Origin of the sequence: Shewanella violacea DSS12 (genome assembly GCF_000091325.1) — a bacterium.
Taxonomy (GTDB): Bacteria; Pseudomonadota; Gammaproteobacteria; order Enterobacterales; family Shewanellaceae; genus Shewanella; species Shewanella violacea.
The window spans coordinates 3,005,893-3,018,835 of record NC_014012.1; the positions used below are offsets into that span (position 1 = coordinate 3,005,893).

Sequence of the window (12,943 nt, forward strand, 5' to 3'; positions counted from 1 at the left end):
TATAACTCAATCCAGCGGCTCTATCTAGCAGTATTAAAGCGTGAAGAGTAAGCATCAAAATTTGAGGCTTGTTTTCCCCTTGAGGCCATCGTTGTCTTTAACCACTAACTTCACTTTACTAGCACGACTGGCAAACTTGATAGCCAATGGACCCGATGCACGACTACCATCGTTAAACTTCCACGTATGTTTAGTGATATAGCCATCTTCATCGAAGCTCATAGACACAAATAGGTCGATAAACCAGAGGTCAATATGCTGTATCACAGCAACAGGCTTAACCTTGTCAGCCTGGGTATTTATGGTGACGGTTTGCGAGACGTTATGGGTTAAGCCATCATTATCGGTAACGGTTAATGTCACTCGGTAATCGCCATCTTGTGCATATTCATGGCTGACCCTAGCAGACTCAGCGACAGCGCCGTCACCTAACTCCCATGAGTAACTCACAATCTCACCATCTTCATCTGTGGAATTATCATTTAACGTCACCACTGCACCATCAATAGACACGGTAAAACTGGCAACCGGCGCAATATTATTTGCACCAAGTAACACAGAGATAATCACAGGGTCGTGATCCGATGAGCGATATGCATCGGCGTTGTACAAGTCAATAAGCTGGGCGTCTGACTTAAACTCTTGGTTATAATCGAGCAATCTTGGCTCATCGGTATTAATATGCCACTCGGTCACATCGATGATTTTATCCAACAGGCTAACATTAGCTAGGGCATGATCCAGCTGACCCGACTCTCCCGAATAGACATAAGAGTATGCATTGTCTTTATCGAGATGGTCGAACAACTCGGTAAACCCTGCATTTTTAAGTGCCGTTAATGGATTTTCCTGCCCATAGGCATTGAGATCCCCCATCACTAACACATCGGCCTCACCGTACTCTGCTTCTAACCACAAACCTACCGCCTCGGCGGCGCGAGTGCGGGTCAAGTTACAGTTACCTTGGCCATCATTCATATCGGGATCGCCTAAGCTGTCACAATCACTGCCCTTAGATTTAAAATGATTAACCGCAACCACAATGACCTCATCACTGTCTAAGTGTCTAAAGCCTTGAGTCAGCATGGGACGATTCTTACCGTCGTTAAACAGTGGGTTATTATTTGCATCCAATGGTGAGTTGGCGCTTGAAAGCACCTTAGCCACGCCATCCAGGCTCACCTTGTCTAAGCGATAGATCATGCCAACAGTGATAGCATCAGTCCCTATGCCAGCGGCTGTTGCTGCGCTGACATAAGCGTAGCGTGTCTCACCTATTGCCAGGTTAAGGCCAGAAACCAGATCGGCTATAGCTGACTCACTGCCAAAGCCATCATTTTCTATCTCCATCAAGCCCAATACATCGGCATTAATGGCAACCATAGCAGCAATTATCTTGTCTCTTTGACGGGTAAACTCAGCAGCTGTGTCCGCGCCACGTGGCGTCGGAAAACCAGCTCCCGCGCCATCACCATTGAAATAGTTAAGCACATTGAAGCTAGCTAGGGTGAAGTTACCGCCTGCGGCGAGCATTGGCGCCGAAGTTCTGGCATTCTCGGCGACGAAATTAACCGTATCCATAGGCATCAAGCGATACTTGCCAAACCCGTAGTGCATTACTGCATCGAGTCCTGTGATGGTGTCACCGACACGCACAGTATTTGATGCACTTAGTCCAGGAGCTGGATAACGCACAGGATCTGGATTTTGCGATGTCAGTCCATCGTCTAACACTATGGCATCTTTGGCATTCGCAGCAGTTACCGCCAGTGCCTCGCTGCCAGGGGCGGCAACTTGAGTTCCTATGTAATGACGTTGGCTGCCTAACAGTAACTCACCATAACGGCCTAAGTTATAGACTTCGTTCACTGTTAAGTTATGGCTGAAACTGACGCGCATCCCTTCGAACGCTTCGAGATCACTGGTTTCATCCATAGGCAAGGTCACTATAGCGGCTGTTGGCATAGCCTGAGCCGAATCACAGAGTATATGAGCAGCCACATCGGTCAGCTCAGTCAAGCCATTATATTCTTTTACCTTAGCCTGAATACGAATACGGTCACCGGCAAGATACCCGGTCGCGCTGCCCGTATAGACAAACACACCTTCAGAGGTCAAGGGATCGCCGTCTACTTCATTGTCGGCCATCTGCACAAACAAGCCCTTAAGACCCGCTTCTTGATTACTGGTGACTATGGCTTCGACTTCGACAAGCTGACCATTGAGTGGACTGGTATCGGTCAAACCTTGAATGGTATGGATAGCCGTAGAGAGGTCATGACACACAAGTGTCACAGGTTCTGTTGGATCTGTTGGATCTGTTGGATCAGCATTAAACTGTCCAAGATCTGAAAAATCATCCTTGGCAAAACCCTGCCAGGTATCTAAGCTCACCTCATCGTCAATAACGCTATCGCCCATAAGCTGAGCCGGATCCCGGCGAAGCGTGTTGTCCTGAGTCGACAAATCACCGCTGCCCCACTGACTACCCGGATCTACACCAACCTGACCTAGGCTATCGACCACAACACCGGATTTTCTGAGAACGATAGCATCATCGCCGTTAAAAAAACTCGAGTTACTCACTTGATTAGCCAGCGCCAAGATTTCGGTATTGGCATCATTATCGGCTAGAACATAAGTCTGCCCCCCAGCCAAAGTTCCTGTCAGAGCTATAGTCGAACCCACATCAGTTCTGCCGTTAAAATAGTATTCGACTTGGTATTGGCTGAGATCGATATCAATATTGGTAGGATTGTAGAACTCGATGGCCTTATTGCTACTACTGCCTTCGACATATTCAGAAATGATCAGATGATCGCCTGCCTGAGCGAACGTGGCAACACCACCTATCGCCAAGGCAAGCAAACTTACTTTGGTAAACATATTAACCCCTTAATATTATCCATTTAACCCAGTTTTAATTAGAGCATTTGACTATTTCGTTCAAATTACTCAAGTTTTCATCCTAAAAAACTAGTGGATACTATAAAGGAGTTTTATTTCCAAAAGGTTGCGCTTAAGTTGCAATAGTTGGAATAGTTGAAATAGTTCGATTTTGTATCATTTAATAAGCTAAGAAGTGTTTAACTATCTTTACAGTGATAGATCAACACTATAGTCATTATGGGCTATCAGTCTTAACGCTTATTTGTCAGAACAGCATATTTTATTGCCATAACTCCTCATCAGATGATCAAAGCAACAAATATTTATATCCTATGGCCAACTCACCCGTGCGCTAGATCAGCTTATACAAAATCAGCGCGTGAGCTCCATCACACCTTAAAAAAATAGTGATTTTCTCCCATAAACTTAAGGTTTAACAGGAGTAAAATCTAATTTGTTTCACTTGTCTAACATCTCTTCGACAAACGGCTTTTCGCTAATTGGCTTCAAATTAAGGTTACTTATGATCGCTATAGAATTTTTTGTTGTGCTTGCTTTTATCTATCTTGGCGCACGAATAGGTGGGATAGGAATAGGACTGGCCGGCGGCGCTGGCGTCTTAGTACTGACCCTGTTTATGGGGGTCGATACCGGACATATTCCCGTTGATGTTATCTTGATCATCATGTCAGTAATCACGGCGATTGCAGCAATGCAGGTGGCTGGAGGTCTTGATTGGTTGGTGGATTTATCCGAACGTTTCCTGCGAAAAAACCCCAAACGCATCACCTTCTACGCCCCCATAGTCACGTATTTCATGACCTTGCTTGCAGGCACTGGACATACCGCATTCTCAACACTGCCAGTCATAGCTGAAGTTGCCAAAGAGCAAGGCATACGCCCTTCCCGCCCTTTGAGTATCTCTGTCATTGCCTCACAAATTGCCATCACAGCATCACCTATCTCTGCGGCTGTGGTGTTCTTCTCCGGGCTATTGGAGCCCTTAGGTGTGGGTTATTTAACCTTACTAGCCATCTGTATTCCGACCACATTTACTGCCTGCATGGTAGGTGCATTCGTCGCGAATTTCTTAGGTTGTGAGCTCAAGGATGACAAAATCTATCAGGAGAGACTGGCAAAGGGCTTGGTAAAACTTAAGGGACACACCCAAAGAGAGATACTGCCTACCGCCAAGTTAGCCACCGGGATATTCGTAACAGCCATTGTTTGTGTGATTATTTATGCCACACTGATTTCCGATGCAGTCAATATCATAGAAAACCCAACACTGGGCCGCAACGATGCCATCATGGTATTTATGCTAACAGCTGCCACAGCTATTGTGACTTTCACAAAAATAGATGCATCAGAAATAGCCAATGCAGCCACTTTCAAGTCAGGCATGAGCGCCTGTATTTGTGTGCTAGGTGTTGCTTGGCTGGGTGATACATTTGTCTCCGGCCATATCGACGAGATCAAAGCCTTCTCATCAGACATACTCCATCAATATCCCTGGATGTTGGCAGTCACCTTATTCTTCGCCTCCATGCTGCTCTACTCACAAGGTGCTACCACTACCGCATTAATGCCAGCCGCTCTGGCCATTGGCGTGGCCCCCATTACCGCCATCGCATCATTTTCAGCGGTTAGTGCCCTGTTCGTGCTACCAACATACCCCACTCTGCTTGCCGCGGTGGAGATGGATGATACCGGCTCAACACGTATCGGTAATCTAGTGTTTAACCATCCTTTCTTTATTCCAGGCTTAGTGACAGTCATAACCTCTGTATCCTTAGGCTTCTTGATCGGCGGGCTCGTATTATAAATCGAGTGTTTGGTGTTTGGTGTTTAACCATGCTTTGTTCTTTATTCCAGGCTTAGTGACAGTCATAACCTCTGTATCCTTGGGCTTCTTGATCGGCGGGCTCGTATTATAAGGTTTGGTGTTTAACCATGCTTTGTTCTTTATTCCAGGTTTGGTGACAGTCGTAACTTCCGTATCCTTAGGCTTCTTGATCGGCGGGCTCGTATTATAAATCGAGTGTTTAGTGTTTAACCATGCTTTGTTCTTTATTCCAGGCTTAGTGACAGTCATAACCTCTGTATCCTTGGGCTTCTTGATCGGCGGGCTCGTATTATAAATCGAGTGTTTGGTGTTTAACCATGCTTTGTTCTTTATTCCAGGCTTAGTGACAGTCATAACCTCTGTATCCTTAGGCTTCTTGATCGGCGGGCTCGTGCTGTAAGCAAGACAGGCATCTAACAAGGGGCCATCACTTCATTTGTTGCGGTGAGCCCCTGTTAGTACTATCTATTTATTCTACTCACCCCATTGATAATGAAGTGTCTAGCCATCCTGCTAAATTTCAGATTAGTAACCATTAACTAACGACTTAGGTAGCTCAGGGCTTGTTAATAGGTCGAGCCATACTCTGATTCGCTTTATACCCGAAAATGGATAGCCTTCGAATGAAGGCTAATAACATTTTTACCTTGGTTCATTTTTGTTTTGGTCGTTGCTTTTCGTCATTCCGGCAGATATTTTGAGCCGGAATCCAGTGACCTTTGCTGTTGGAATATGTCATTGAAGGTCGCTGCTTCATTGTAACCTACCACCTGCAGCGGGTGCTGTGCATGGATGCACTAATGTCGTGAAGGCAGGATGCCTAGGAACGACCTTATGTGCAGATACTTCTGCGAGACGCTGGCACTTGATTTCATAAAGAACACTTCTGACCTCCAGGGTCTTAAGTGTTCCAGACACTTTTAAGACATTTCCCATATCCTTATGGGTCAGCGGAGGAAATGCCAAATTTTGTATGGAACAAAATTGGCCTTGTGGGCTCAGCCAAATCTAACAACGTCCATGTTTAACGGCCAGTTCGCATCCAAGCCTCTCGTTCGGAGAGTATAGGATTTGAATGACGAGTTTAGCTGTGCCGTGAAGGTGTTCAAGTATAAGACGAACCTCTTTTTTACTAAGCACTGTGGGTAATGTGCGTTGTTTAGTCGCAAGGGTAAATCCCAATTCACCAAGTTCGATATGTAAATATTTGTGGTACATAAATACTAAGGCATTTAAGGCCACTTTTTGGGTGTTTACGGCAACATGTCCATGAGTAGTGAGCCAACTGAGAAATAATTTAACATCCCCTGAACCAAGCTCTGACGGATGTTTTTTATGATGAAAAGAATGTAACGTTTTATCCAATAAAGATATGATTTCTCAGTCCTGATGCTATAGCCACGTAATCGAATGTCTTGTCGAATAGCGTCTAAAAATGGACTCGAGGCCATAATGTTCTCCCTCAAGGGTTAACTGTGTTTATATACAGTATTATTGATAATCATCAAAGATCAAGTCAAACAAGCTTGTAGATATGCACGCTTTGCTATTGTTAAAAAAATATAAAGCATGTAACTTCAATGGGATAAAGTATTCACTTACTTATTTTGCAGGAGATACGAGGCAAGTAAAATGTGCATTCTCGTTTTTGCAGAAGGTGTTTTCGGGTTAATGGCTAAAAGCCATTAATAATTAGATGATTAGCGGTGCGCGTGTTCACTGGTCCAACCGGGTAAACGCGCAAGGCGTGTATACAAATGTTAGAGAGCACATCGATGATTGAGCAAGCATTCCAAGTATTCGGTAAAAATTCTTTTCAGAATGCTATTTTTTATAGTAACCAGCAATGCTTGAGGTTTGAACTTTCAGAAGGGAGTGAGGAAGCGTCTTACGTTAAGATGTTTACATCTGCACTTAATAAATCAACTCAAATTATTGATACAATATTTGAGAAGTCAGAAAAAATATCTATTTGTTTTGCTTTTCCGGGTGATTCGTACCTATCTAATTTTAGTGTTTTCAAAGAACTTAAAGAATTACAAATTGATATACCGAAGAATAATTTCAAACTGAGAGAGTGGGTTGAAGATGATGAATGGAATAGAAATTATTTATTCTTCAATATCAACAAGTCTGAACTTCATAAAATTATTTTTGGCAAGCTCGGTACCGAGCTAGGAATCAAACCGTCATTTTGGTTTGATTTATATATTTACGATATCAATTTAGGAGTGCTTGTTCACCCATATGATGATCGCGGGATGGATGTAGTTGGAACCAATAAGTTCATGATTAAAAGGCTATATAAACAATATCATAGCTCTTTACTAGATTATGATGTAAACGTAATGAGAGAGTGGTTTGGTGCTCTCTAACAAGCTAATAAATAAGGACAAAAAACAATTTGCTGTTTTCGTCCCTCAACATTTTAGCAAACAGATTTTTGCCCATTATTAGGGCGTTATGAAGCAAAGGAATCGCATTAATGATCAAGTCTGTCGGAGATACGCAAATACAAGAAAAGCACTTAGCCTCATGTCATTGTGGTTCAGTTAAATTAGAGTTATCGCTTCCAAATGGTATAGAGAAACCTAGACGTTGTGACTGTTCTATTTGCAGACGTAAAGGTGCAATAGTAGCTTCTGTCGCTTTGGATGGTATTCGTATTATTGAAGGAGCTGAGATCTTAAAACTCTATCAATTTAACACTAATACAGCGAAGCATTACTTCTGTTCTAATTGTGGCATTTACACTCATCACCAACGACGTTCTAGCCCTAATGAATATGGCTTTAATATCGGTTGTCTTGAGGGAGTTAATCCTTTTGAGCTTGGGGATGTAGTTACCAATGATGGGGTAAACCACCCAGCCGATAGGTCTGCTTCATAACAAGGCATTTAAACGGAACAAAAACAGTGGGTTACGTTTCGCTTCGCTACACATTTTAACCCACTATTTTTGTCCGCTTAATGCGGCGTTATAACTCTCTCGAATGTTAAGGTATCTATATCTATGAAGTATCAGTATGTAAAAGGTCGCATTGATGACGCAATAGATGAATTGTGTGTTGGTGCGGGTGATGCAAGAAAGCGATTGCTTAGCGTAAATGACGTCACATCAAGTTTGTTGGATATTCACTTTCCTGATGAGTTACTTGCAGATTGGCATTCGATTAAAAAGCGTATGACTAAAAGTGGCCCTAGAACAAATTTTGAAGGGACAATGGTAGAAGGCGCTGTTGCTCATACAATGACTAAAATTCAAAATCGAACTGCAAGTAAAATTGCGGAAGATATTCTAAAAATTCATAAAAAATTACAGTCGGAGTACTGAGTTATAACAAGTTTGTCAACGAGGACAAATTTTAGCTACGCATTTTGTGTTGCCGCTGCGCGTCAGTATCACACAAACTGCTTCACAAAAATTAGCCTGTTACAAAGGCGTTAGGCATTTCTGGAGTTGGTCATTAAATTTTTAGTTCAGGCGATCCAAAATCAAAGAAACCTCCAACCTAAATATTACAAGATTACATCTTATGTTGGCGCAATTGGTTGTGCTATTGGACTGGCTTTCTTTTCGTGGCAATTTGAAAATTTGTTCGCTGTACTTAACTTGGATACTAATGTTCCACTCCGTCAAATGACTTCAGGTGTTGTATTTACTGGCTTAGTCGTAATGATCGTAAGTTTCGCTTTTGCTATCTATTTTGGCGCGGTATTAGTTGCATCAATATTTTCATTTGTTGCGGTGCTTTCAGGTTGGTTTAATGTAAAGCAGGCATTTGATTATGTATTTCTGTTTAAATACCCAGAGTCGTGGTATAAAAATGCCTAACGTATAAGGATAGGCCGCGCGCAGCCGCGTCCTTATCCCAAGTGTTGAACAAGCCCCAGCTTACTAGAAGCGATACCTTTATATAGTAAATAGTGGCGCGAGAGTTCACGCTGGTTTTGGTGGATTATCTTAAGTGACACTTTTAACTAGTCACAGCGATCCCTTAGCATTGCTAGCTAATTGAATTGCTCAATAATATTAATACCTTAACACCTCCTCATTTGTGACTTGCTCTGTACCTTAAGCCTTAACTTTATCTGCCTTCTGCTTAAACAGTGGCGTTAGGCTCCCTTGTTATCTGCATGATAAAACTTGTCGGTCGTGCATGCTTATTCCCATGAACCCCCATAAATTTCATTGGCTGTTTGCAGCAGGGGCAAGGTCGTATGGCTTGAGTTTTAGTGCTACTTTCGAGCGGGGCAAATACCACTCCTGCAACTGCCAGCATCAAGCGTATTCGTTGCCGCAGATTGGCAGCACTCCCTCTTAACAGTCCATAGTCTCTCACTCTCCGTAACCCTTTGGGTAAAACATGCTGAAGCACTAACCATAGAAATTCAGTTACTGGTAAGGTACGTATTTCAGTTGTTTTGGTTTGGCTATTTTGATACTCGAAGCTGACTTGTTCATTGACGACACTGGTTATGCATTTATCTGGCAATACACCGCGATAGAGATATCGGGACAGGTACTTGAGTGCTGGCAAGCCTTTACCAACGTGCTGGCAGTCGACCACCCATTTGTTGGGCAGGTGTTCTGGTAACTTGATCCCGAGTTTATTTGTCAGTAGCTCTAGCAAACGTGCACGCCATACAGTGGCAAGGTTGAAGGCGTTGAACAGGTACTTGCCTTTGCTCTTGCGCCACTGTTTTTTGTCTTTGTTAAAGCTGCCTGCAGGGATGATGAAGTGGATGTGGGGATGAAAATCACGCCGCCTGTTATGGGTATGCAATACGCCAGTAAAGCCAATCTCACCTCCGAGTTGCTTTGAGTTTTTGGCGAACTCCTTTAGCACGCTGGCGGCACCCCAGAACATAGCTTGATACATCGACTCTGGTTGATGTTTTGCAATGACTCGAAGCTCAAAAGGCAAAGTAAAAGTGACCATATAGTATTCAACAGGGAGTAGTTTAGCTTGCTGTTTAGCGAGCCAATCTATCGTAGTGTTGTGCTGGCACTGTGGGCAACTGCGATGGCCGCATGAAAGTGGAAAGTCAGCGATATGAGTGCAACTCTGGCAAGCCCACTGACTCGTTCGCTCAGTATTGCTGCGGCAACTGAGCATGGCGTGTATCGCTTGTTGCATCGAAGAGGTAATTTGCTGCTCGTAAGCCTGATTAAACGCATCTAGGTGGTCGCGTAAAATGTCGATGAACGTCATGCGCCACACTCCCATGACAGTGCCAAGCCGTCTGCAAGTTGGTTAATCGCTTCAACGGTATTTTTGCGGGTAATTTGGGTGAGCCGTGTATAGCGTGCAGTGGTGTTAAGGCTGTTATGGCCAAGCAAACTCTGTACCGAACGCAAGTCTAGTCCTTGTTCGAGCAGATGGGTCGCATAGCTGTGTCGTAAATTATGAGGGCTGATGGATTTATGAATATTGCACTCTCCGATAACCCGCTTTAGCGCTTTCTGAATACCGCCTTTATCTATCAATGAGTCTGGCTGGCTATCTTTACCAGGAAAGAGATAACGAGGATGGTGATGGGTTTTCCAGTAATAACGTAAAGCCTGCAAGGTACGTTTTGGCAGAGGAACCAATCTATCCTTGCCGCCTTTAGCATTACGAATATGCACTTGCATTATTTGTGAATCGATATCGCCAACACGCAATGAAATCGCTTCACCGAGTCGTAATCCCATGCTGTACAAGGTCAAAAAGCAGACCTGATATCGCAGTTGTCGAGTCAGGCTAATGACGATGGCAACCTCACAAGGCGTAAGAATATCGGGCAAGCGCTGCACTTGGGGCGGCTTGACGATGTTGAGCCACTCCCAGCTGTGGTTAAGCACGTAACGATAAAAAAACTGTAAGCCATTACGGTCTAACTTCACGGTGCTCCAAGAGTGTGAATCGATTAAAGAAGCAAAATAGCGCTTCAAATCATCGGTTGTGAGATTATCGGGACAGCAGTCAAAGAATGCTGCAATGCGCCTTACAGCACGACTGTATGCGTCGATGGTTGCGGGTCGCTTGCCTTGCAGGGTTAAGTTGGTAAGATGTTGTTCATAAAGAAAATCAAAGCGTTGTTGTTCGGATGTGTTCATGACAATACTCCTAGTATTAATGGCCTAACAAGGCCTGCACTAGTAAGTATTTAGGATGAGAGGATAGAGATAGTTTTATCTTTCTGCCGCATAGCGGCTTCGTTCAACAAGCCAATTAAGCGGGACTAAAAACAGTTTGCTCGGTTTCGCTTCGCTGCACATTTTAGCAAACAATTTTTAGCCCCTTATTGGGGCGTTATGTGTTTAGGATTATTCACAGTAAATTCAAGGATGAGGAGTCCAAAATGAGATTTAACAATAAACTCAATCGAGCACAACTTGCTGCTTTAACCTTATGTTTTGGTACTTCACTTGCTATGTCTATTTTCGTTGGGAGTTCATCGCCTTTCATAGGGTTAATGCTTGGTACAATTACCATAGGTGTTTATGTCATGATCGTCTCTGGAAAGTGGAGTACAAAAAGTACATAACGAATAAGGATAGGCCGCGCACAGCCGCGTCCTTATCCCAAGTGTTGAACAAGCCCGAGGTCGGGGTTTAATCATACTCTTTATTAAGCAAATAGCTGAGTGAGGGTTCGTTATGCTTGAGGCCATAATAGGACGCATATTTTGTTTTAGTCAGCACGCAGCCTTGATCTAATGACCAATCATTTAACTTCTTTAATATCAGCCTGCTGTGTAAACCCCTCCTCTTTAGTTAATACATTATCCTTATACTTCCAGCTTAAACAGTGGCGTTAGGCTGTGATCGTTAAGCTTGTCGGTCGGCTGTTTCCTAAACCATTTTGATGTATCCCCATAAAGCACATCGGCTGATGGCAGCAGGGGCAAGTTCGTATCGCTACAGCTCGTTTTATCTTTGCTACAAAGAATTAACCTAGCCACCCATTCTTAATTATGATTCAAACGAGAACAGAATTAACCTAGCCACCCATTCTTAATTTATCCAACTCGAAGCTATAAAATTCCAGCCTCACTCTCACTAACTCAACATGATTTACGTCTTAAGTAGCTCCAGCTGAGGTTTATGGCTCTAGATGCCTCAATATCAGTCCAAAATCCGAGAAACACGCAGCAAGAATGCCGAACTTAAGTTCGGTTTGCCATTTCCATTAAAATAGATGTGTAACTAGGCGCTATCTAGCCATCGATGACAATTAGCCGCCCCTTGCCGGCGCTTTCTATCTAAGTGTTCGCAGTAGGCATCTAACTCTTGAAGGGTTCCTACTGGACCTTTAAATAGTCGGCTGAATTCAGTGGTGAGTTTTAGCCAATTCGCTTGAGGAATGTTGAGTCTATCGAGTATCAGTTGTGATGTCTGGCTAATGGCACCACGCTTGTCGTCTCTAATAATACGCCCTGTATCATCAACAAGTTGTAAGTAATCTTTAGCACTGAACATCAGTCCTTTTGGCATATCCTTGCGTTCATTACCCACAAATGGCAGTAGTGACTTAGGCTGTTCTCCATTACAAACTGCAGTTATACGTCGCTGAATGCTGGTGAAGTCTGAGGTTTCAGGTGTTGCGGCCATCTTGGCGCGGATTGGATTGAGGTCTACATAAGCCATGCAGGCCAGGACAGCGGCCTCATCCAATAGGGCTTGGGACTTGAACCTCCCCTCCCAAAATCTCCCTGTACAGTTATCTTCCTTGTTGGCCTGTCTCGCAATGGGTTCATTGAGGCAGCGCATAAACCAAGAGATATCACTTAATCGACTTCGGTATTGAGCAATTGAATGCTTTAAGGCTTTAACTTCAAAGCTTTCAACTAACTCCCCCTTAGCAAACTTCTGCGTAACTTCAGTCCCTTTAAACAGCTGATGCCAATGCGCTACCACTTCTTTATCTGTCCAGCTATTGGCCTCAAAAATATCGACCCTAAGCACTAAATGCAGGTGGTTAGACATAACAGCATAAGCCGCCACATCTATAGCAAAAATTTGAGCGAGTTCAAGTATCCTAGACTCAACCCACTCACGCCGATGCTCGTATGACTTACCTGAGTATCTATCGACTCCCGTAAGCCACGCCATGCGAATACATCTAGAAATACAGTGGTAGAAAGGCGTATCTTCAATGCTAATCAATGTGCTTCTTGGTCTGGCCATAGCAACCTCAATCCTACAGAGAGAACTTAAGC

The 12,943-nt window shown here is 43.6% G+C and carries 11 protein-coding genes and 2 pseudogenes; 5 read left to right on the top strand and 8 right to left on the bottom strand.

What is annotated here, in order from left to right; genetic code table 11:
* Nucleotides 1–54: 54 nt before the first annotated feature.
* Complete coding sequence (locus SVI_RS12505) at nt 55–2,886, bottom strand: ExeM/NucH family extracellular endonuclease (RefSeq protein WP_013051918.1); 2,832 nt, start codon at nt 2,884–2,886, stop codon at nt 55–57.
* Between the two features lie 526 nt (nt 2,887–3,412).
* Here SVI_RS12505 and SVI_RS12510 point away from each other — a divergent pair.
* Complete coding sequence (locus SVI_RS12510; protein ID WP_013051919.1) at nt 3,413–4,714, top strand: anaerobic C4-dicarboxylate transporter; 1,302 nt, start codon at nt 3,413–3,415, stop codon at nt 4,712–4,714.
* Here the strand turns inward: SVI_RS12510 and SVI_RS12515 are convergent.
* The 3 genes and pseudogenes from SVI_RS12515 to SVI_RS21900 all read right to left on the bottom strand — a co-directional run.
* Complete coding sequence (locus SVI_RS12515) at nt 4,709–5,089, bottom strand: hypothetical protein (RefSeq protein ID WP_013051920.1); 381 nt, start codon at nt 5,087–5,089, stop codon at nt 4,709–4,711. The two genes, SVI_RS12510 and SVI_RS12515, sit on opposite strands and share 6 nt — an antisense overlap.
* 654 nt (nt 5,090–5,743) lie before the next feature.
* The gene (locus SVI_RS12520; RefSeq protein WP_013051921.1) at nt 5,744–6,100 is read right to left on the bottom strand and encodes a phage integrase N-terminal SAM-like domain-containing protein; all 357 of its coding nucleotides are present in this window, start codon (nt 6,098–6,100) and stop codon (nt 5,744–5,746) included.
* Nucleotides 6,101–6,108: 8 nt separating this feature from the next.
* A pseudogene (locus SVI_RS21900) lies at nt 6,109–6,186 on the bottom strand (hypothetical protein); the annotation flags it as partial.
* A gap of 324 nt (nt 6,187–6,510) precedes the next feature.
* On the opposite strand from SVI_RS21900, the gene SVI_RS12525 reads away from it, so the two are divergent.
* The 4 genes from SVI_RS12525 (at nt 6,511) to SVI_RS12540 (ending at nt 8,570) form a co-directional block, all read left to right on the top strand.
* The gene (locus SVI_RS12525) at nt 6,511–7,110 is read left to right on the top strand and encodes a DUF3885 domain-containing protein (protein WP_157608698.1); all 600 of its coding nucleotides are present in this window, start codon (nt 6,511–6,513) and stop codon (nt 7,108–7,110) included.
* 110 nt (nt 7,111–7,220) lie between these two features.
* Nucleotides 7,221–7,625, top strand: a complete 405-nt coding sequence (locus SVI_RS12530) for a GFA family protein (protein WP_013051923.1) — start codon at nt 7,221–7,223, stop codon at nt 7,623–7,625.
* A 123-nt stretch (nt 7,626–7,748) separates the two neighbouring features.
* Nucleotides 7,749–8,069: a hypothetical protein gene (locus SVI_RS12535; RefSeq protein WP_013051924.1), complete on the top strand. Its 321-nt coding sequence runs from the start codon at nt 7,749–7,751 to the stop codon at nt 8,067–8,069.
* Between the two features lie 126 nt (nt 8,070–8,195).
* Nucleotides 8,196–8,570: a hypothetical protein gene (locus SVI_RS12540; protein ID WP_041419919.1), complete on the top strand. Its 375-nt coding sequence runs from the start codon at nt 8,196–8,198 to the stop codon at nt 8,568–8,570.
* A gap of 268 nt (nt 8,571–8,838) precedes the next feature.
* On the opposite strand, the gene SVI_RS12545 is transcribed toward SVI_RS12540, so the two are convergent.
* The 4 genes and pseudogenes from SVI_RS12545 to SVI_RS12555 form a co-directional block, all read right to left on the bottom strand.
* Complete coding sequence (locus SVI_RS12545; RefSeq protein ID WP_049791094.1) at nt 8,839–9,951, bottom strand: IS91-like element ISShvi3 family transposase; 1,113 nt, start codon at nt 9,949–9,951, stop codon at nt 8,839–8,841.
* Nucleotides 9,948–10,838 (bottom strand): tyrosine-type recombinase/integrase, encoded by an 891-nt coding sequence (locus SVI_RS12550; RefSeq protein ID WP_013051777.1) that lies wholly within the window; start codon nt 10,836–10,838, stop codon nt 9,948–9,950. Before SVI_RS12550 ends, SVI_RS12545 begins: the two co-directional genes overlap by 4 nt.
* 700 nt (nt 10,839–11,538) lie before the next feature.
* Nucleotides 11,539–11,667, bottom strand: a pseudogene (locus tag SVI_RS22100) (IS91 family transposase); the annotation flags it as partial.
* 263 nt (nt 11,668–11,930) lie between these two features.
* Nucleotides 11,931–12,911, bottom strand: coding sequence for a transposase (locus SVI_RS12555; protein ID WP_013051926.1), 981 nt, complete (start codon nt 12,909–12,911; stop codon nt 11,931–11,933).
* Nucleotides 12,912–12,943: the final 32 nt, after the last annotated feature.

Excerpts from the sequence above, each read along its gene's own strand:
- SVI_RS12505 (WP_013051918.1), bottom strand. The coding sequence starts at position 2,886 with ATGTTTACCAAAGTAAGTTTGCTTGCCTTGGCGATAGGTGGTGTTGCC.
- SVI_RS12510 (WP_013051919.1), top strand. The coding sequence starts at position 3,413 with ATGATCGCTATAGAATTTTTTGTTGTGCTTGCTTTTATCTATCTTGGC.
- SVI_RS12515 (WP_013051920.1), bottom strand. The coding sequence starts at position 5,089 with ATGACTGTCACTAAGCCTGGAATAAAGAACAAAGCATGGTTAAACACC.
- SVI_RS12525 (WP_157608698.1), top strand. The coding sequence starts at position 6,511 with ATGATTGAGCAAGCATTCCAAGTATTCGGTAAAAATTCTTTTCAGAAT.
- SVI_RS12530 (WP_013051923.1), top strand. The coding sequence starts at position 7,221 with ATGATCAAGTCTGTCGGAGATACGCAAATACAAGAAAAGCACTTAGCC.
- SVI_RS12535 (WP_013051924.1), top strand. The coding sequence starts at position 7,749 with ATGAAGTATCAGTATGTAAAAGGTCGCATTGATGACGCAATAGATGAA.
- SVI_RS12545 (WP_049791094.1), bottom strand. The coding sequence starts at position 9,951 with ATGACGTTCATCGACATTTTACGCGACCACCTAGATGCGTTTAATCAG.
- SVI_RS12550 (WP_013051777.1), bottom strand. The coding sequence starts at position 10,838 with ATGAACACATCCGAACAACAACGCTTTGATTTTCTTTATGAACAACAT.
- SVI_RS12555 (WP_013051926.1), bottom strand. The coding sequence starts at position 12,911 with ATGGCCAGACCAAGAAGCACATTGATTAGCATTGAAGATACGCCTTTC.